The organism is Micromonospora sp. NPDC093277 (assembly GCF_044765245.1).
Taxonomy (GTDB): domain Bacteria; phylum Actinomycetota; class Actinomycetes; order Mycobacteriales; family Micromonosporaceae; genus Micromonospora.
The window spans coordinates 247,635-265,733 of record NZ_JBIWJO010000003.1; the positions used below are offsets into that span (position 1 = coordinate 247,635).

The 18,099-nt window shown below is 73.1% G+C and carries 15 protein-coding genes; 8 read left to right on the forward strand and 7 right to left on the reverse strand.

What is annotated here, in order from left to right:
- Positions 1-68: 68 nt before the first annotated feature.
- Positions 69-1,682 (forward strand): glycoside hydrolase family 44 protein, encoded by a 1,614-nt coding sequence (locus ACIRG9_RS09100; protein ID WP_402852494.1) that lies wholly within the window; start codon positions 69-71, stop codon positions 1,680-1,682.
- 103 nt (positions 1,683-1,785) lie between these two features.
- Here the strand turns inward: ACIRG9_RS09100 and ACIRG9_RS09105 are convergent, their stop codons facing one another.
- On the reverse strand, positions 1,786-2,274 hold the full coding sequence (locus ACIRG9_RS09105; protein ID WP_402852497.1) for a glutathione peroxidase: 489 nt from the start codon (positions 2,272-2,274) through the stop codon (positions 1,786-1,788).
- Between the two features lie 144 nt (positions 2,275-2,418).
- On the opposite strand from ACIRG9_RS09105, the gene ACIRG9_RS09110 reads away from it, so the two are divergent.
- Positions 2,419-4,062 carry a glycosyl hydrolase family 18 protein gene (locus ACIRG9_RS09110; RefSeq protein ID WP_402852500.1) on the forward strand — a complete coding sequence of 548 codons (1,644 nt, stop codon included), beginning with the start codon at positions 2,419-2,421 and terminating at the stop codon, positions 4,060-4,062.
- A gap of 66 nt (positions 4,063-4,128) precedes the next feature.
- Here the strand turns inward: ACIRG9_RS09110 and ACIRG9_RS09115 are convergent, their stop codons facing one another.
- A complete protein-coding gene (locus ACIRG9_RS09115; RefSeq protein WP_402852503.1) occupies positions 4,129-5,121 on the reverse strand; it encodes a helix-turn-helix domain-containing protein in 993 nt (330 codons plus the stop codon).
- A gap of 244 nt (positions 5,122-5,365) precedes the next feature.
- Between ACIRG9_RS09115 and ACIRG9_RS09120 the strand changes: the two genes are divergently transcribed.
- The 3 genes from ACIRG9_RS09120 (at position 5,366) to ACIRG9_RS09130 (ending at position 8,462) form a co-directional block, all read left to right on the forward strand.
- Positions 5,366-5,863 (forward strand): hypothetical protein, encoded by a 498-nt coding sequence (locus ACIRG9_RS09120; protein WP_402852505.1) that lies wholly within the window; start codon positions 5,366-5,368, stop codon positions 5,861-5,863.
- Positions 5,864-5,976: 113 nt separating this feature from the next.
- On the forward strand, positions 5,977-7,383 hold the full coding sequence (locus ACIRG9_RS09125) for a class II 3-deoxy-7-phosphoheptulonate synthase (protein WP_402852508.1): 1,407 nt from the start codon (positions 5,977-5,979) through the stop codon (positions 7,381-7,383).
- A gap of 104 nt (positions 7,384-7,487) precedes the next feature.
- On the forward strand, positions 7,488-8,462 hold the full coding sequence (locus ACIRG9_RS09130) for a threonine aldolase family protein (protein ID WP_402853065.1): 975 nt from the start codon (positions 7,488-7,490) through the stop codon (positions 8,460-8,462).
- Positions 8,463-8,567: 105 nt separating this feature from the next.
- On the opposite strand, the gene ACIRG9_RS09135 is transcribed toward ACIRG9_RS09130, so the two are convergent.
- Together ACIRG9_RS09135 and pknB are read right to left on the reverse strand one after the other, a co-directional pair.
- Positions 8,568-9,437 carry a deoxyribonuclease IV gene (locus ACIRG9_RS09135; protein WP_402852511.1) on the reverse strand — a complete coding sequence of 290 codons (870 nt, stop codon included), beginning with the start codon at positions 9,435-9,437 and terminating at the stop codon, positions 8,568-8,570.
- 116 nt (positions 9,438-9,553) lie between these two features.
- Positions 9,554-11,530: a Stk1 family PASTA domain-containing Ser/Thr kinase gene (gene pknB, locus ACIRG9_RS09140; RefSeq protein WP_402852514.1), complete on the reverse strand. Its 1,977-nt coding sequence runs from the start codon at positions 11,528-11,530 to the stop codon at positions 9,554-9,556.
- 165 nt (positions 11,531-11,695) lie between these two features.
- On the opposite strand from pknB, the gene ACIRG9_RS09145 reads away from it, so the two are divergent.
- Positions 11,696-12,085, forward strand: coding sequence for an Rv2175c family DNA-binding protein (locus tag ACIRG9_RS09145; RefSeq protein WP_402852517.1), 390 nt, complete (start codon positions 11,696-11,698; stop codon positions 12,083-12,085).
- Between the two features lie 113 nt (positions 12,086-12,198).
- Here ACIRG9_RS09145 and ACIRG9_RS09150 read toward each other — a convergent pair whose 3' ends face one another.
- Complete coding sequence (locus tag ACIRG9_RS09150; RefSeq protein ID WP_402852520.1) at positions 12,199-13,281, reverse strand: polyprenyl synthetase family protein; 1,083 nt, start codon at positions 13,279-13,281, stop codon at positions 12,199-12,201.
- A gap of 387 nt (positions 13,282-13,668) precedes the next feature.
- Between ACIRG9_RS09150 and metF the strand changes: the two genes are divergently transcribed.
- Positions 13,669-14,586: a methylenetetrahydrofolate reductase [NAD(P)H] gene (gene metF, locus ACIRG9_RS09155; RefSeq protein ID WP_402852523.1), complete on the forward strand. Its 918-nt coding sequence runs from the start codon at positions 13,669-13,671 to the stop codon at positions 14,584-14,586.
- A 45-nt stretch (positions 14,587-14,631) separates the two neighbouring features.
- On the forward strand, positions 14,632-15,321 hold the full coding sequence (locus ACIRG9_RS09160; protein ID WP_402852526.1) for a CDP-alcohol phosphatidyltransferase family protein: 690 nt from the start codon (positions 14,632-14,634) through the stop codon (positions 15,319-15,321).
- A gap of 73 nt (positions 15,322-15,394) precedes the next feature.
- Here ACIRG9_RS09160 and ACIRG9_RS09165 read toward each other — a convergent pair whose 3' ends face one another.
- Positions 15,395-16,882 carry a phytoene desaturase family protein gene (locus ACIRG9_RS09165; RefSeq protein WP_402852529.1) on the reverse strand — a complete coding sequence of 496 codons (1,488 nt, stop codon included), beginning with the start codon at positions 16,880-16,882 and terminating at the stop codon, positions 15,395-15,397.
- A gap of 9 nt (positions 16,883-16,891) precedes the next feature.
- Positions 16,892-18,016 (reverse strand): glycosyltransferase, encoded by a 1,125-nt coding sequence (locus ACIRG9_RS09170; RefSeq protein WP_402852532.1) that lies wholly within the window; start codon positions 18,014-18,016, stop codon positions 16,892-16,894.
- Between the last annotated feature and the right edge of the window lie 83 nt (positions 18,017-18,099).

Below are 18,099 nucleotides of genomic sequence, written 5' to 3' on the forward strand. Positions count from 1 at the left end.
CGGGTACGGGCCGCGTCGATCCGCGTATCGGATCGGCGCGGCCCGCCCTGTTGGTCCGGGATTGACGGATGAATGTGGAAGCGGGATGCTGCGGAGGCGCTCCCACCCTCATCGCCAAGGAACGGGCCCGCTCCTGCGGCTTCAGCGTGGAGAAGTACGGCCCGCAGGAGTCGACCGACGTCTGGGCGCCGGACTGCGGCAACGGCAAGAAGCCGGACGGCACTCCCATCACCGGCAACGATCCGGAGGACACCAGCATCGCGGTCGGCCCGGAGTACGTCACCGACTGGATCGACCACCTCAAGGGGCGGTTCGGCTCGGCCGCCGACGGCGGGGTCCAGTTCTACGACCTGGACAACGAGCCGGACCTGTGGCACTCCACCCACCGCGACGTCCGCCCGACCGGCCTCGGCTATGACGAGCTGCGGGACCGCACCTACGAGTACGCCGCCGCGATCAAGGTCGCCGACCCGGACGCGAAAACCCTCGGCCCGGTCGGCTGGGGGCTCAACTCGACCATCTTCTCCGGCCTTGACCAGGACGTCTGCAGCCGTACCGGATGTTGGGGGAACCCGCCCGACAAGGCCGCGCACGGTGGGCAGGACCTCGGCCCCTGGTACCTGGACCGGATGCGCGAGTACGAGGAGCAGCACGGCACCCGGATCCTCGACTACTTCGACATCCACATCTACCCCCAGCAGTCCGGGGTGTTCAGTGACGCTTCCGGCGACGCGGCCACCCAGGCCCTGCGGCTGCGTTCCACCCGGCAGCTCTGGGACCCGACCTATGTGGACGAGTCCTGGATCAACCAGCCGGTGCGGTTCATCCCGCGGCTGCGGGACATGGTCGACCAGCACTACCCGGGCACCAAGCTCGCGATCACCGAATACAACTGGGGCGCGTACGGGTCGATGAACGGGGCGCTGGCCGAGGCGGACGTGCTGGGCATCTTCGGCCGCGAGGGGCTCGACCTGGCCAACCTGTGGACCGCCCCGGGGGCGGACCAGCCGGTGGCCAACGCCTTCCGGATCTACCGCAACTACGACGGCAAGGGCGGCGCGTTCGGCGAGACCTCCGTCCGGGCCGCCAGCGCCGACCAGGACAAGCTGGCGGTGTACGCGGCCGAGCGGGCCGGCGACAAGGCGCTCACCCTGGTCGTGGTGAACAAGTCCGGCGACGACCTGACCAGCGCGGTGTCCCTGGCCGGCGGGTTCGCCACCACCGCCGAGGTCTACCGCTACGGCGGGGCGAACCCCGCCGGCATCGTCCGGGAGGCCGATCAGGCCGTCACGTCGGGCGGCTTCACCGCCACCTTCCCGGCCAACTCGATCACCCACCTGGTGCTGCCGCCCGGCCCCGCGATGGGCGACTGCCAGGTCAGCTACACGGTGCACGGCAGTTGGCCGGGCGGGTTCACCACGCAGGTCACCATCGCCAACACCGGCACCAAGGCGATCGACGGCTGGAAGCTGGGCTTCGACTTCCCGGCCGCCGGCCAGCAGGTCACCCAGGGCTGGTCGGCGCAGTGGCGGCAGGCCGGCGCGTCGGTGACCGCGGAGAGCCTGAGCTGGAACGCGAAGCTCGAGCCCGACGCCTCGACCGTCATCGGATTCAACGGCGCCTGGTCCGGGTCCAACCCAACGCCGCCGTCCTTCACCCTGAACGGCCACCGCTGCCACTGACCGCACCGCGCCGCCGGGCGAGTTGCCCGCACTTTCCCGGAAAGGGTGGCCATTTCATGGTGAATGGCCACCCTTTCCGGGAATCAGGGCGGATCTTGAGCGGTCAGGCGGGCAGCACCTTCTCGATCGCGGTGTGGAGGTCGGGGGAGTCGGGGGTTGTCTGCGGGGCGAATCGGGCGGCCGGTGTGCCGTCCGGGGCGACCAGGAACTTCTCGAAGTTCCACCGCACGTCGCCGGCGTGTCCCTCGGCGTCCGGGGTGGACACCAGCTCGGCGTAGAGCGGGTGCCGGTCCGGCCCGTTGACGTCGACCTTCTCCGTCAGCGGGAAGGTCACGCCGTAGTTGACCTGGCAGAACTCCTCGATCTCGGCGGCCGAGCCGGGCTCCTGGCCGGCGAACTGGTTGCACGGCACCCCGAGCACGGTCAGGCCCCGGTCGGCGTAGGAGTCGGCGAGGGCCTGGAGGCCGGCGTACTGGGGGGTCAGGCCGCATCGGGAGGCCACGTTGACCACCAGCAGGGCGCGGCCGCGGTACCGCCCGAGGTCGGCCGGGCCGCCGGAGAGGGCATCGATCCGTACGTCGAAAACGCTCATGGGGCGAGGCTACGCGCCCTGACCGGCCCGCCGGTGCCGGCCGCCAGCAAATCGATGCATCTACATCTTGACGAAGTGATGACGGCGTGAGTAGCGTCTCAGCATCAATTAGGAAAGTTTCCTAACTGTTCAGGGAGGCGCCGTATGAAGAGATCGCTCCGCCAGGCCCTCTGGGCCACCGGTGCCGTCTTCGCGCTGGCGATCGCGGCGGTACCGATGGCGACCGCGTCCGCCGCGGGCAGCGTGACCGCCACCTTCGCCAAGGTGCAGGACTGGGGGACCGGTCACGAGACGAAGGTGACCGTCACCAACGGCACCGGCGCCAGCGTGGACACCTGGCGCATCGAGTTCGACCTTCCCGCGGGCACGACCATCAGCACCTTCTGGGACGCCGACGTCACCAGCAGCGGCAACCACTACGTCGCGGTGAAGAAGAGCTGGGCCGGCCCGCTCGCACCCGGCGCCAGCTTCAGCTGGGGCTACAACGGCACCGGGGCGTACAAGGGGCCGCTGAACTGCACGGTCAACGGCGCGTCCTGCTCCGGCGGCGGCACCCCGCCGCCCACCACGGCCCCGCCGACGACGGCCCCACCCACCACGGCCCCGCCCACCACGGCTCCGCCGACCACGCCGCCCCCGACCACCCCGCCGCCCACGACCCCGCCGCCGAGCGGGGGCAAGAAGGTGGTCGGCTACTTCGCCGAGTGGGGCGTCTACGCCCGCAACTACCACGTCAAGAACATCCACACGAGCGGGTCCGCGGCCAAGCTCACCCACATCCTGTACGCCTTCGGCAACACCAGCGGTGGCCGGTGCAGCATCGGCGACAGCTACGCCGACTACGACAAGGCGTACACCGCGGCGGACAGCGTCGACGGCGTGGCCGACACCTGGGACCAGCCGCTGCGCGGCAGCTTCAACCAGCTCCGCAAGCTGAAGAAGATGTACCCCAACCTCAAGGTGCTCTGGTCCTTCGGCGGTTGGACCTGGTCGGCCGGCTTCACCCAGGCGGCGCAGAACCCGGCGGCGTTCGCCGACTCCTGCTACGCCCTGGTCAAGGACCCGCGCTGGGCGGACGTCTTCGACGGCATCGACATCGACTGGGAGTACCCGAACGCCTGCGGCCTGCAGTGCGACAGCAGCGGCCCGAACGCCTTCAAGAACGTGGTCAACGCCCTGCGCGGCAAGTTCGGCTCCAGCTTCCTGGTCACCGCGGCGATCACCGCGGACGGCAGCACCGGCGGCAAGATCGACGCGGCCGACTACGCGGGTGCCGCGCCGCAGCTCAACTGGCTGATGCCGATGACCTACGACTACTTCGGCGCCTTCAACCCCCAGGGGCCCACCGCCCCGCACTCGCCGCTCACCTCGTACACCGGCATCCCGCAGCAGGGCTTCTGGGCGGACGCGGCGATCCAGAAGCTCAAGTCCAAGGGTGTCCCGTCGGACAAGCTGCTGCTCGGCATCGGCTTCTACGGCCGCGGCTGGACCGGGGTCACCCAGACCGCCCCGGGCGGCACCGCCACCGGACCGGCACCCGGCACGTACGAACAGGGCATCGAGGACTACAAGGTGCTCAAGAACACCTGCCCGGCCACCGGCACCGTGGCCGGCACGGCGTACGCCAAGTGCGGCAGCAACTGGTGGAGCTACGACACCCCGTCCACCATCGGGGGAAAGATGACGTACGCGAAGAACCAGGGCCTCGGTGGCGCGTTCTTCTGGGAACTCTCCGGTGACACCAGCAACGGGGAGTTGATCGGCGCCATCAAGGGCGGTCTCGGCTGAGCCGAGCGCCGACGCACCACCCCACCGGGCGGGGAGGGGCCACACCGGCCCCTCCCCGCTCGGCGCTCAGGCCCGCGGACCGCGCTCGCGGTGCTCCCGGGGCGAGATCCCGTACGCGGACCGGAACGCGCGACTGAAGTGCGCCCGGTCCCGGAAGCCCCAACGGGCGGCCACCTGGTGGACGGCCTGGTGGCGCAGCCGCGGGTCGGCCAGGTCCCGGAAACAGCCGGCCAACCGCTCGGCGCGGATCATGGCCCCGATGGTCGTGCCGGTGTCGGCGAAGAGCCGGTGCAGCGACCGCAGCGACATGTGGTGCGCCTCCGCCACGGCCGCCGGAGTGAGGTCCGGGTCGGTCAGGTGCCGCCGGACGAACGCCTCTACCCGGGCCCGCAGGCCGGTGTCCTGGACCTCGACCGGCAGCTCCCGCTCGACGTCGAGCCGCCGGGCCAGGGTGCCGGCGATCAGGTCCAGGGCGATGCGGCCCAGCTGGGGTGCGTCGTCCGCCGCGTACTGCTCGGGGCGCGAGACGATTCCCCGCAGGTAGGCGGCGAGCAGCGCGCCCATCCCGCGGTCGGCCGGAATGGGAGCGGCGAGCAGCGCCTCCACCCGGCGCGCGGGCAGCGGGAGGGCACCGTGCGGCAGCAGGACGGTCAACGTCTCCAGGGGTGCGGCCGCCGGCGGGTCCGGCCGCTGCCAGGACCCGTGCGGGCGGACGGTGTCGACGAGGCCGAAGCCGGACGGGTCGAGTGGCCCCGCCCGACGTTGCTGGAACATCGCACCGCGCCCGGAGATGGGCAGGGCGAGATGGTAGAGCTCCGGGTCCGAGCTGCGGATCATCCGGGTCGTACGGGCCAGCTCCAGCGGCGGGTAGCGCCACAGCCCGAGCCGCACCGCGCCGAGATCGACCGACTGGGCCGAGGCGAGGAAGTCGTCGGTGTGCGCGCTGGTGAGCCGGGCCGCCACCGACTCCCGGGCAACCAGGTCCTGAAAGAAGTCGAACCGCTGCGCCGGCGGCAGCCACGCGGTGTCGATCGACGCCACGGTGAGGATGATCGTCACCTCCCGAGCGCGCGGCCCGGCGCCGCGACGCGCCCCGGATCTAACCAGCCCGCCCGGACCGGTAGTACGCCGTGTGCCGTTCTGGCCCTGCCGTCGGACGGAGGCGAGGATGGGGGACGCCGTAGTCTCGTGTCCCGCCGGGCCGGCGGTGCGCTGCGACGACGACGGGTGCAACATGCGGAATGTCGATGTGACAGACTCGCCGCTCGGCATGTCTCGAAGCTCGCGCCGATGGGAGAGACCGATGGGCCTGACGCACCCGAGAGCGGTGGCCGGTGCCGCCCTGCTCGCGCTCCTGCCGGCCGCACTGACCGGCTGTGGCCTCGGCGGCGGTGACGACACCGCCGGGGGCGCCGCGCCCAGCGACGCGAAGCGGGCGCCGGCCGAGGAGGCGGCGGCCAAGAGCCGCGAGCGGGTGCAGGCGTACCTCGACGCGATGGCCGCCAAGGACCCGGACGCCGGCCGCAGCCAGCTCTGCGCGCCCGCGCAGGCCGCCTTCGACGCCGCAGCCACCGGTCCCAACGGCGACTTCGCCGACCACTTCACCGTGCCGCAGGCCACCATCACCGACGTCCGGTCCGGCCCGAACGGCCAGGAGGTCAGCACCAGCGTCACCGTCGCCGCCGGATCCCGCAAGGGCACCCGGCCGCTGCTGTTCACGGTCACCCGCAGCGGCGCCGACTGGTGCATCTCGGCCGAGGCGCCGGGTGGTAACACCCCGGATCCCTCCACCACCCCCTGAACCGGCACCGGGCTGATCCGCGCCCGGCCCGGGAGTGTGTCGGTGATCTCCCAACCACCGGAACCATCCCCCTCGGCGACCGGCCGCCACCGTGGCCGCCGTACGCTTCTCTCATGCGCCATGAGTGGCATCAGCTGAGTCACCCCGCGGTGGGCAGCCAACAACTGCGGACCAGTCGTCCAACCGCCGACTCCGCCGAGGACGCGGCCCTCGGCCTGGACCGTTGGCGGGAGCTTCCCCGCGTGCAGATGCCGCCCTGGCAGGACCCGGCCCAGGTCGCCGAGGTCTGCAAGGTGCTCGACACGGTGCCGTCCGTCGTCGCGCCCTACGAGGTCGACCAACTCCGGCAGCGGCTCGCGCTGGTCTGCGAGGGCAGGGCGTTCCTGCTCCAGGGCGGTGACTGCGCGGAGACCTTCGCGGACAACACCGAGAGCCACCTGCTGGCCAACGCCCGCACCCTGCTCCAGATGGCGATCGTGCTGACCTACGGCGCGTCGCTGCCGGTGGTCAAGGTCGCCCGGGTCGCCGGCCAGTACACCAAGCCCCGGTCGCTGCCGACCGACGCGCGCGGCCTGCCGGCCTACCGCGGCGACATGATCAACTCGCTGGAGGCCACGCCCGCCGCCCGGGTCGCCGACCCGCAGCGCATGATCCGGGCGTACGCCAACTCGGCCGCCGCGATGAACATGCTCCGGGCGTACCTCGCCGGCGGGCTGGCCGACCTGCACGCGGTGCACGACTGGAACAAGGACTTCGTCAAGCAGTCGCCGGCCGGCGAGCGCTACGAGGCGATCGCCCGGGAGATCGACCGGGCCATCGCCTTCATCCGCGCCTGCGGGATGACCCAGGACGAGGCGCTGCGCACCGTCACCCTCTACTGCTCCCACGAGGCCCTGGCGCTGGAGTACGACCGGGCCCTCACCCGGATCTCCGACAACCGCGCGTACGGCCTCTCCGGGCACTTCCTCTGGATCGGCGAGCGGACCCGGCAGATCGACGGGGCGCACATCGACTTCATCTCCCGGATCGCCAACCCGATCGGGGTGAAGCTCGGCCCGACCACCACCCCCGACGAGGCCATCGAGCTCTGCGAGAAGCTCAACCCGGACAACATCCCCGGTCGGCTCACCCTGATCAGCCGGATGGGCAACCACCGGGTCCGGGACGCCCTGCCGCCGATCGTGGCCAAGGTCACCGCGGCCGGCGCCAAGGTGGTCTGGCAGTGCGACCCGATGCACGGCAACACCCACGAGTCCTCGAACGGCTACAAGACCCGACACTTCGACCGGATCGTCGACGAGGTGCTCGGCTACTTCGAGGTGCACCGCGGCCTGGAGACCCACCCGGGCGGCCTGCACGTCGAGCTGACCGGCGAGGACGTCACCGAGTGTCTCGGCGGCGCCCAGGGCATCGAGGACCTTGACCTGCCCGACCGGTACGAGACCGCCTGTGACCCGCGACTGAACACCCAGCAGTCGCTGGAGCTGGCCTTCCTCGTCGCGGAGATGCTTCGTGGCTGACGCGAGGAGTGAGCTTGCGAGCCCCGCAGCCGGCAGCCGAAAGGACGACAGTGGCTGATTTTGTTGATCTGCGCTCCGACACCGTGACCCGGCCGACGGCCGGGATGCGGGAGGCGATGGCGACCGCCGAGGTCGGCGACGACGTGTACGGCGAGGACCCCACCGTCGCCGCGCTGGAGGCCGAGGTCGCCGCCCGCTTCGGGCACGAGGCCGCGCTGTTCGCCCCGAGCGGCTCGATGGCCAACCAGATCGCCCTCCAGCTCGTCGTACCGCCGGCCGAGGAACTGCTCTGCGACGCCGACGCGCACGTCGTCACGTACGAGATCGGCGCGGCGGCCGCGTACGGTGGAATCTCGTCCCGGACCTGGCCGGCGGTCGGCGCGGAGATCGACCCGGACGTGGTGGCCGGGATGGTCCGGCCCGACGGCTACTTCGCGGTGCCGACCCGGGCGATCGCCGTCGAGCAGACCCACAACCGGGGCGGTGGCGGGGTGATCCCCCTCGCCACCCTGCGCGCGCTGCGCCGGGTCGCCGACGAGAACGGGCTCGCCCTGCACTGCGACGGCGCCCGGATCTGGCACGCACACGTCGCCGACGAGGTGCCGCTGGCGGACTACGGGGCGCTTTTCGACACCATGTCCGTCTGCCTCTCCAAGGGCCTCGGCGCGCCGGTCGGCTCGCTGGTCCTGGGCAGCGCCGAGAAGATCGACCGGGCCCGGTGGATCCGTAAGCGGATGGGCGGCGGCATGCGGCAGGTCGGCATCCTCGCCGCCGCCGGCCGGTACGCCCTCGCCTACCACGTCGAGCGGCTCGCCGAGGACCACGCCAAGGCGGCCCGGCTGGCCGAGGCCGTCGCCCCGTACGGGGTGCTCGCCACGCCGGTGCGGACCAACGTCGTCCCGCTCGACCTGACCAAGCACCCGCTCGACGCGAAGGCCCTCGCGGCCGCCGCCCGGGCGGCGGGCGTCCTGATCTCCGTGCTCGGCCCCCGCACCGCCCGCCTGGTCACCCATCTGGACGTGTCGGACGCCGCCATCGACCGCGCCACCGAGACCCTCACCGGAATCCTCCGCGCCTGACCCATCCTTGTCGATCAAGGAGTACGCGTCGGACTGCACGTTCCGGCTGGCGCGAACTCCTTGATCAATGCCGTGTCGCCGGGGGGACGGGCGCGGGGGTGGTGGTTAGGGGTGGAGGCGTTTGAGGGTGGCGATGTCGGCGGCGTGGGCCTCCGCCGGGGTCTCCACCAGGACCGGTATGCCGGCGGTGGCCGGATGGCGCATCAGCTCGGCGAACGGCGCCTCCCCGATGGTGCCCCGGCCGATGTTCTCGTGCCGGTCCCGGGTGGAGCCGCACAGGTCCTTCGAGTCGTTCGCGTGCACCAGCTTCAACCGGTCCGCTCCCACGGCGGCGACCAGGGCGTCCAGCGTGGCGGTCATCCCGCCCTCGACGGCCAGGTCGTGCCCGGCGGCCCAGGCGTGGCAGGTGTCGAAGCAGACACCCAGCATCGGGTGGCGGTCCGCCGCGTCCAGGTACGGGCCCAGGTGCTCCACCCGGGAGGCCAGCGACCGGCCGCCCCCGGCGCTCGGCTCGACCAGCAGCATCGGCCCCTCGACGGCCGCCGCCTCGTCCAGCAGCGGCAGCAGGGCCTCGCGTACCTGCCGCATCGCGGTCTCGGCGTGCCCCGCGTCCACCGCGCTGCCAGCGTGGAACACCACCGCCTCGGCGCCGATCGCCCGGCCCCGCCGCAGCGCGTGCGCCAGGGTCTGCGCCGACCGCTCGACGGTGGCCGGCGTCGGGGAGCCGAGGTTCACCAGCAGCGAGGCGTGGATGAACACCGGCACCCCGCGCTCGGCGCAGCCGCTCCGGAACAGCGCGTCCTGGGCGGGGTCGCCCGCCGGCAGGGCCCAGCCCCGGGAGTTCGAGACGTAGACCTGCACCACCTCGGAAGCCGCGGCGTCGACGTACGGCAGCGCCGCCTTCGCCAGGCCGCCTGAGGCGGGGGTGTGCGAGCCGACCCGCCGCCGCAGGTCCGGCTCGCTCCTCGCGCTCACGGGCACGTCTTTCGTTCGCGACTGCGGGGCTCGCAGGCCCGGCTCGCTCCTCGCGCTCACGGGCACGTCTTTCGTTCGCGACTGCGGGGCTCGCAGGTCCGGCTCGCTCCTCGCGCTCACAGGCACGTCACGGTGACGGGGGTGCCTGGCGGCACCGGGGTGTTCTCGCCCGGGTTCTGGAAGCGGGCCACGCCGTTGGGGTTGAACTGGATGTTGGCCGGGAAGCCCTGACTCTCCAGCACCTCCTTGGCCTGCTGGCAGGGCATGTCGATGACCCGGGGGACCGCCACCTGCGGCGGCCCCTTGCTGATCTCCAGCTTGACCTGGGCGCCCTTCTCCACGCCGGTACCGTCGGCCGGGCTCTGGCCGAGGATCTCGTCCCTCGGCTTGTCCGAGTCCTTGTACGACTCCACCGGGGTCAGTCCGAGCTGGCCGAGGATGGTCCGGGCCTCGTTGAGGTTCTTGCCGACCAGGTTCGGCACGGAGATCGGGGCGCGACCCTTGCTCAGGGTCACGGTCACCTTCGTGCCCGGCTTGACCACCGTGCCCACCTTCGGGTTGGTGGCCACCACCACCCCGGCGGGCAGCTCGTCGTCGTACTTGGCCGGGCCCTTGGCCACCACCAGCTTGGCGTCGGTCAGCTCGGCCTGCGCCACGTCGAACTCCTTGCCCACCACGTCCGGCACCGGAAGCTGCTCCAGGCCGAGTGACAGGGTCAGGGTGATGGTGCCGCCCTTGACGATCCGGGCCGTGCCCGCCGGGTTCTGCCCCAGCACGCTGTCCTTCGGCACCTTCTCGTCGTAGCGGGGATCGGTGTACTTCAGGGTGAAGCCGCCCCGGGTGGCCTGCCCCTCCGCGTCGGCCTTGGTCAGGTTCACCAGCTGCGGGGTGACCGTGTAGCGCCCCACCCCGAACCACCAGCCGCCGACCGCGGCGACCAGGCCGAGCACCACGACCGCCGCGGCCACCGCCATTCGGCCGCGCGGGGAACCCATCAGCCGGGTACGCAGCTCGGCCAGCCCGGCGCGCCGACCGTCGGCGGGGGCGGCCCGGCGGTGGTGCGGGCGTTGCCCGCCGCCCTCGGGCAGCCGGGCCCAGGAGGGGCGCTCGGTGGGGCGGACCGCCGCCACCACCATGGTGGGCTGGGCCACCGGGGCGGTCTCGTCGGTGACCCTCCGCAGCACGGCGGTGTGCGAATTGGGGTTGCCCAGGTCGTCCCGGGCCACCTGCACCTCGGTCAACAGCGCACCGGCGTCGGCGGGCCGGGCACTCGGATCCCGTCGGGTGGCCCGGCAGACCAGGTCGTCGAGAACCTTCGGCAGGCTCGGGACCAGGGTCGACGGGGCAGGCACGTCCCGGTCGACGTGCTGCCACGCCACGTCCACCGGGCGGTCGCCGTCGTACGGCACCCGGCCCGTGAGCATCTCGAACAGCACGATACCGGCGGAGTAGACGTCGGTACGCGGGTCGGCGTGACCCTCGGTGACCAGCTCCGGGGCCACGTACGCCACGGTGGCCATGAGCTGGCTGCCGTCCTCGGCGCTCGCCTCGACCGCGCGGGCCAACCCGAAGTCGGCCACCTTGACCACGCTGTCCACCAGGTTGAAGGTGCCGCCGGTGGGTGCCTCGGCGACCAGCACGTTCTCCGGTTTGACGTCGCGGTGCACCAGGCCGGCCCGGTGGGCGGCGGCGATCGCGGCGAGCATCTGCTCGGCGATCGCGAGGGCCTCGTCCGGGTTGAGCCGGCGCCGCTCGGCGAGGACGTCGCGCAGGGTGCGGCCCCGGACGTACTCCATCACCAGGTAGGGGAGCCCGCCGTGGGTGCCCTGGTCGTAGACCGCCACCACGTTGGGGTGGGTCAGCCGGGCGATGGTCTTCGCCTCGTCGGTGAACCGCTCGACGAAACCGGCCATCCGGGAGCGGGCCGCGGGTGCCTGGGTCGGATGAATGATCTTGACCGCCACGGTGCGCTCCAGGCGCTCGTCGGTGGCGGTGTACACGGTCGCCATGCCGCCACGGGCCACGCGACCGCGAATGCGGTAGCGCCCGTCTATCAGCGAGCCCAGCAACGTGTCGGCGACCTGTGTGTCCATCGGCAGGCAGTCTATGTGTCCAGGGGGTGAGGGTTGAACAGGATGCTACAGCCGGGGTGCGACGCAGGTCTCGTCGCGCGCGGCGGGGCGGCGCCGCCAGGTCCGAAAGTGCCCGGCCGGGGGTGCCGGTATCCGGGCCGACCCGGCACGTGGCAGGGTGTTCGAGTGACCGATTCCGTACCCGCCGACGCGACCGCCACCGGCGCCGACCAGCCCGGACCCGCCGACCCGGCCGGCTGGCTGACCCTGCCGGACGTGGCCGAGCGTCTCGACCTGTCGATCAGCAAGGTGCACCAGATGATCCGGGACCGGGAGTTGATCGCGGTACGCCGTGACGGCGTCCGCCGTGTCCCGGCCGACATGGTGGCCAACCGCACCGTGCTCAAGCACCTGCCGGGCGTGCTCAACCTGCTCGCCGACGCCGGTTATGACGACGAGGCGGCGCTGCGCTGGCTCTATGAGGAGGATCCCACCCTCCCCGGCACTCCCGCCGCCGCACTCGCCGGCGACCAGGCCCGCGAGATCAAACGCCGCGCCCAAGCCCTCGGCTTCTGACCCACCCCGCCCCTGCCCGCCACCTGGCTCTGCCCGTTGACCATGAAGTGACACGCCGATGAGCGGCGCGATAATTTCATGATCAACGGGTCAGGACGGGCCGGCGGGGGAGGTCAGTCGGTGCGGCGGGTGGCGGCTATGGCCAGGTCGACCAGGGACTGGCGGGCCTCGGTTTCCAGGTCGACCGTGGCCAGGGCGGCCAGCGCGCTCTCGGTCAACGTCGCGATCCGCCGCTCGGTACGCTCCAGCGCACCGCTGGCCGTGATCAACTCGCGCAGCCGCGTCACCCCGCCCGCGTCCAGCCCCGGGTCGCCGAGCCCGCCGAGCAGCAGCTCCCGGCCGGCCTCGTCGACCCCCTCCAGAGCCGTCGCCACCAGGTACGTCCGCTTGCCCTCGCGCAGGTCGTCGCCGGCCGGCTTGCCGGTGCGCTCCGGGTCGCCGAAGACGCCCAGCACGTCGTCGCGGAGCTGGAACGCCTCGCCCAGCGGCAGCCCGTACGCCGAGTACGCCGCGTGCACCTCGGCCGGGGCGTCGGCCAGCGCGGCACCCAGCAGCAGCGGTCGCTCGACCGTGTACTTCGCGGACTTGTAGCGGGCCACCTTGCCGGCCCGCTCCGGGGAGGTGTCCCCGGTGACCTGGGTCAGCACGTCGAGGTACTGCCCGACCGTCACCTCGGTGCGCATCTCGTCGAAGACCGGGCGGGCCCGGGCCACCGTACGCGGGTCGAGGCCGGCGGAGTGCAGCAGCTCGTCCGACCAGACCAGGCAGAGGTCGCCGAGGAGGATCGCCGCCGCGTCGCCGAAGCCGTCCGGGTCACCGCCCCAGCCGGCCGTGCGGTGCCGGGCCGCGAAACGCCGGTGCACCGAAGGCTCGCCGCGCCGGGTGTCCGAGCGGTCCATCAGGTCGTCGTGGATCAGGGCGCTGGCCTGCACGAACTCCAGCGCGGCGAGAGCCGCGACCACCTGGTCGGAGTCGACCCCGCAGGCGCCCCGGTAGCCCCAGTAGGCGAACGCGGGCCGTAGCCGTTTCCCGCCCCTCAGCACGAACGCCTCGATCGCGTCGGCGACCGGTACGAGGCCGTCGTCGACGGCGGTCAGCCAGCCGCGCTGGCCGGCGAGGAACTCGGTGAGGGCCTTGTCGATCCGCTGACGCAGGCCGGCGCGGTCGACGGGGGATACGGGAGCAGCGTCGGTCACGCCACGACGCTAGCCGGTCCCCGTCGGGCGCGTCTTCCCGGCATGTCGCCGTTCGGGGCGGGGCGTGGCTCGGGGCCGCCCCGACCGCACCGCGCCGGACCCGGCCCGCCCTCCGGCGGGCGTGGCAGGTACGGGCGGGCGGTGGCGAGCAGGCCGGCCCGGCGACGGCACACTTCCGGGCCGCGCGGCGCAGCCGGCGGGTGCCGTGCCCGGCCAGGTCGGCGCGCGGCATCAGTGGCCGGCCCGCGATCGCCGGCTGATCGCGGCCACGGTGCCCAGGCTCCACCCAGCAGGTCGTCCCAGCGCGCAGCACGACGCGCCTCGCGCCCGTGCTCGGAGGCTGGGAAGATCATAGGAACGGCGTGGCGTACCGGTTAGAGTCGATCCGTGGCGCTCGGTCTTCCCTCGGTACTCCCCAACCCACAGCCGGCCATCGGGGAGCTGATTCGTGACGGCCGGCCGACTTTCTCGTTCGAGTTCTTCCCGCCCAAGACGCCGCATGGTGAGCGCCTGCTCTGGCAGGCCATCCGCGAGCTGGAGTCGCTGCGCCCCTCGTTCGTCTCGATCACCTACGGCGCGGGCGGTTCGACCCGCGACACCACGGTCGCGGTGACCGAGCGGATCGCCACCGAGACCACCCTGCTGCCGATGGCGCACCTGACCGCGGTCAACCACTCGGTCGCCGAGCTGCGTAACGTCATCGGCCGGCTGGCCTCCGTCGGCGTCCGCAACGTGCTGGCCGTGCGGGGTGACCCGCCGGGCAACCCGGGTGGCGAGTGGGTCCCGCACCCGGAGGGCGTGCGGTACGCCGAGGAACTGGTCCGGCTGGTCCGCGACGCCGGCGACTTCAGCGTCGGGGTGGCCGCCTTCCCCTACAAGCACCCGCGCTCGTCCGACGTGGCCAGCGACACGAAGCACTTCGTCCGCAAGTGCCGGGCGGGCGCCGCGTTCGCCGTCACCCAGATGTTCTTCGACGCCGAGGACTACCTGCGGCTACGGGACCGGGTGGCGGACGCCGGCTGCGACACCCCGATCCTGGCCGGCGTGATGCCGGTGACCCAGATGAGCACCATCGAGCGGTCCGTGCAGCTTTCCGGGGCACCCTTCCCGCCGGCCCTGGCCGCGCGGTTCGAGGAGGTCGCCGACGACCCCGAGGCGGTCCGCCGGCTCGGCATCGAGCAGGCCGGCGAGATGTGCGCGCGACTGCTGGACGAGGGGGTGCCCGGGATTCACTTCATCACCCTCAACCGGTCCACCGCCACCCGGGAGGTCTGGCAGCACCTGCGGGCATACGCGCGGGTGTGACCGGCTGGCCCACGACACCCGGGTCGCCCTTCTACGGTTGATTCCGTGGTGGGCACACAGCTGAACTGGGACCAGTACGCGACCGCCTGGGCGCGGCTGCACGGCGGGTTCGATCCCCGGGCCGCCGCGCCGGTGGTCCGCGCCTGGCTGCGCTTTTCCTACCATGTGGGATACATCCTGGGTCGGATCCGGGTCGGCCCGACCCCGGTGACCGTGTTCGGGGTGCTGCTCTGCGTCTGCGTACCCCTGCTGGTCCGGCGGCCGACCGACGGGCCGTTTCTCGGTGCGCTGTTCGTGCTGCTGGCCGCGGTGGCGGACAGCGTCGACGGTGCGGTGGCGGTGGTCACCAACCGCACCACCCGGCTCGGCTACGTCTACGACTCGATCGCCGACCGGCTCGGCGAGGTCGCCTGGCTGGTCGCGTTCTGGCTGCTCGGCGCGCCGGGCGCGGTGGTCGTCGCGGCAGGCGGCCTGTCCTGGCTGCACGAGTACGTCCGGGCCCGGGCGATCGCCGCCGGCATGCGCGAGATCGGCACGGTGACCGTGGGGGAACGCCCCACCCGGGTCTGCGTGGCCCTGGTCGGGTTGCTGGTCGCCGGGCTCACCGGTCTGATCGACACCGACGTGACCGCCGGCACCATCACCATGGCCGCCACAGTCTGGGTGGTGCTGGCCGGCTTCGGCCTCGGGCAGCTCCTCTCCACCGTCCGCCGCACCCTGATCAAGGCCGGCTGACCGCTCAACACCAACGGTGCGGGTGAGAAGGGAACCCTTCTCTACCGTTGGCGTTAAGAGGGTGCCCTTCCCTTCACCAGGCCGGGCCGATCTCGGCGGCGACGATCTCCGCGGAGAGGGCGACCATGGGCAGGCCGCCGCCGGGGTGGCTGGAACCGCCGACCAGCCACAGCCCGGCCGCCGGGCCCCTGTTGGCCGGGCGGAGCAGGCCGCCCGCCGTGCCGTAGATCGCCCCGCCGGGCGCGCCGGTCGCCGCGTCCAGGTCGGCCGGCGTACGGGTCTCGCGGAACACCAGCCGGTCCCGGACGTCCACGCCACGCTCGGCGAGCACCTCGAGGACCCGGTCGGCGTACGCCTCGGCCAGCCCCGGCCGGCGCCAGTCGACCGCCCCGGCTGCGGTGCCGTGGCGGGCGGCGTTGACCAGTACGAACCACGCCTCGTGCCCGTCCGGGCGGACCGCCGGGTCGGCGGCCACGGTGACGAAGACCGTCGGGCCGAGGGCCGGCCGGGCCCGGCGCCCCCGCCCCGGGTCGCCGAAGACCGCGTCGAACTCGGCGTCGTGATCGTCGGGGAAGAAGACGGTGTGGTGTGCCAGCCCGGAGTCGCCGCGTACGCCGAGCAGCAGCACGAAGCCGGCCAGGCTGCGGTCGGTGAGCCCGGCCAGCCGGCGCGGGGCGGGCAGCAGGTCCCGGTAGAGGGTGAGCGCATCCACGTTGGCCACCACCACGTCGGCGGGCACCGGGGCGGCGACCCCGGCGAGGCGTACCCCGTGCACCCGGCCGCCGGCCGCGTCGATCCGGGTGACCGTGGCGCCGGTCCGCACCACCACGCCGAGGTCGAGGCAGCGGGACAGCAGCGCGTCGGCGAGGGTGGCCAGCCCGCCGCGCAGGTACCAGCCGCCGTACGCCAGCTCGGCGTACGGGACGGCGACCAGCGCGGCCGGAGCGCGGCGCGGATCGGCCCCGGTGTAGGTGGCGTACCGGTCGAGCAGCATCCGCAGCCGGGGATCGGACAACTCGCGGCGGCCGAGGCCGCGCAGGGTACGGCCGGGGGCGATCGCGGCCAGGTCGCCGAGCCGCCAGGCCAGCGCGGCCAGGTCGCGGGGGGAGCCGATCGGGCGGCGCAGGATGTCCCGGTGCGACGCCGCCCAGACCCGGTCGGCCCGCCGCCAGAGCCGCTGCCAGTCGGCGGCGGCCCGGTCGCCGAACGCCGCGCCGATCCGGGCGGCGAACTCGGCCGGGTCGGCGCAGGAGTCGAGGGTGGGGCCGCCGCCGGGGAAGACATGGCGGATGATCGGGTCCAACGGCACCAGGTCGAGGTATTCGTCGAGTTTCGCCCCGGTCGCCTCGAACAGGTCGTGGAGGACCTGCGGCAGGGTGATCAGGCTCGGCCCGGTGTCGAAGCGGTACGCGCCCTCGGGGGTGTCGTGGACGTGCCGGCCGAGCTTGCCGCCGACCGTGTCGGCCCGCTCGAAGACGGTGACGTCGTGCCCGGTGACCGCCAGCCGGGCGGCGGTGGCCAGCCCGCCGACGCCGGCGCCGATGACCACGATCCGCGCCATGCGCGCCCCCTAGTTGACCGGGCGACCCCGCCAGGTGAGCCGGCGTCGCTTTCGCAGATGGTACGACCGGAATGTCAGCCAACCGAGGACCACGACCGACACGGGGTGGGCCAGCGCGTCGGGCCAGGCCCGCCCGCCGGTGGCCCGGGCGCTGACCACCCGCCCGGCCACCCCCAGCACATACGCGACCAGCGCGACCAGCGACTCCAGTGGAGCCACCGGGGCGAGCCCGACGGCGACCAGCGGAGGCGCGGTGAAGAGCAGGAGCAGCAGGGCCACCACCACGGCCGCGGCGGCCGGGTGCCCGAAGGAGGCCCACAGCGACTTGGTGTAGCCGTCGCGCAGCTGCGGCCAGCTGTCGTACATCCGGCAGTCGGCCAGCCGGGAGCCGTCGGCCAGGGCGATCCGGCCGCCGGCCCGCTTCACCGCCCGGGCCAGCTCGATGTCCTCCAGGACCTTGTCGGCCACCGCCGCGTGCCCGCCGGCCCGCTGGTAGCCGGCCCGGTCGACCACCAGGAACTGCCCGCTCGCCGCCGCGAGGGACGGCCGCGGCGAGCGTTCCATCGCGCGCAGCGGCAGGAACGTCAGCCACAGCCACTGCAGCAGCGGCTGCACCAGCCGGTCGGCCACCGTCCGCACCACGATCCGGGGGTACGGCGACAGCAGCGCGGCCCCCGCCGCGCGCAGCTCGGTCACGGCCGCCGCGACCGCGTACGGGGCGAGCACCACGTCGGCGTCGACGAAGGCCAGCACGGTCGGGGCCGGCCCGGCCCGGGTGGCCAGCTGCCAGCAGGCGTACGGCTTGCCCAGCCAGCCAGGCGGCGGGGCGGCCCCGGTGAGCAGGGTGACCCGGGGATCGTCGCCGGCCACCGCGCGGACCACGTCGGCGGTGCCGTCGGTCGAGCCGTCGTCGAGCAGCACGATCCGCAGGTCCGGTACGCCCCGCTGGGCGAGCAGCGCGCGCAGGCACGGTGCCAGCCGGTGGGCCTCGTCGCGCAGCGGCAGCAGCACCGCCACCGCCTCGGTCACCTCGACCGGGCCGGCGGCGGGGCGGCGCAGCCAGCGGGTGGCGTTGACCCAGGTGTGCGTGGTGAGCGCGGTGACCGCGACCGCCAGCACGAGGACTGCGCTCATGCCCTCGCCTCCCTGCGGTCGGCGACGCCATGAGGCACCGACGCACTGAGCTGGCTGATTCGCTCGCTCCGCTCGTTCATGCC

What these genes read in the sequence shown, in the direction of transcription:
- ACIRG9_RS09100 (WP_402852494.1), top strand. Translation starts at nt 69, where the DNA reads ATGAATGTGGAAGCGGGATGCTGCGGAGGCGCTCCCACCCTCATCGCC.
- ACIRG9_RS09105 (WP_402852497.1), bottom strand. Translation starts at nt 2,274, where the DNA reads ATGAGCGTTTTCGACGTACGGATCGATGCCCTCTCCGGCGGCCCGGCC.
- ACIRG9_RS09110 (WP_402852500.1), top strand. Translation starts at nt 2,419, where the DNA reads ATGAAGAGATCGCTCCGCCAGGCCCTCTGGGCCACCGGTGCCGTCTTC.
- ACIRG9_RS09120 (WP_402852505.1), top strand. Translation starts at nt 5,366, where the DNA reads ATGGGCCTGACGCACCCGAGAGCGGTGGCCGGTGCCGCCCTGCTCGCG.
- ACIRG9_RS09125 (WP_402852508.1), top strand. Translation starts at nt 5,977, where the DNA reads ATGCGCCATGAGTGGCATCAGCTGAGTCACCCCGCGGTGGGCAGCCAA.
- ACIRG9_RS09130 (WP_402853065.1), top strand. Translation starts at nt 7,488, where the DNA reads ATGCGGGAGGCGATGGCGACCGCCGAGGTCGGCGACGACGTGTACGGC.
- pknB (WP_402852514.1), bottom strand. Translation starts at nt 11,530, where the DNA reads ATGGACACACAGGTCGCCGACACGTTGCTGGGCTCGCTGATAGACGGG.
- ACIRG9_RS09165 (WP_402852529.1), bottom strand. Translation starts at nt 16,882, where the DNA reads ATGGCGCGGATCGTGGTCATCGGCGCCGGCGTCGGCGGGCTGGCCACC.
- ACIRG9_RS09170 (WP_402852532.1), bottom strand. Translation starts at nt 18,016, where the DNA reads ATGAGCGCAGTCCTCGTGCTGGCGGTCGCGGTCACCGCGCTCACCACG.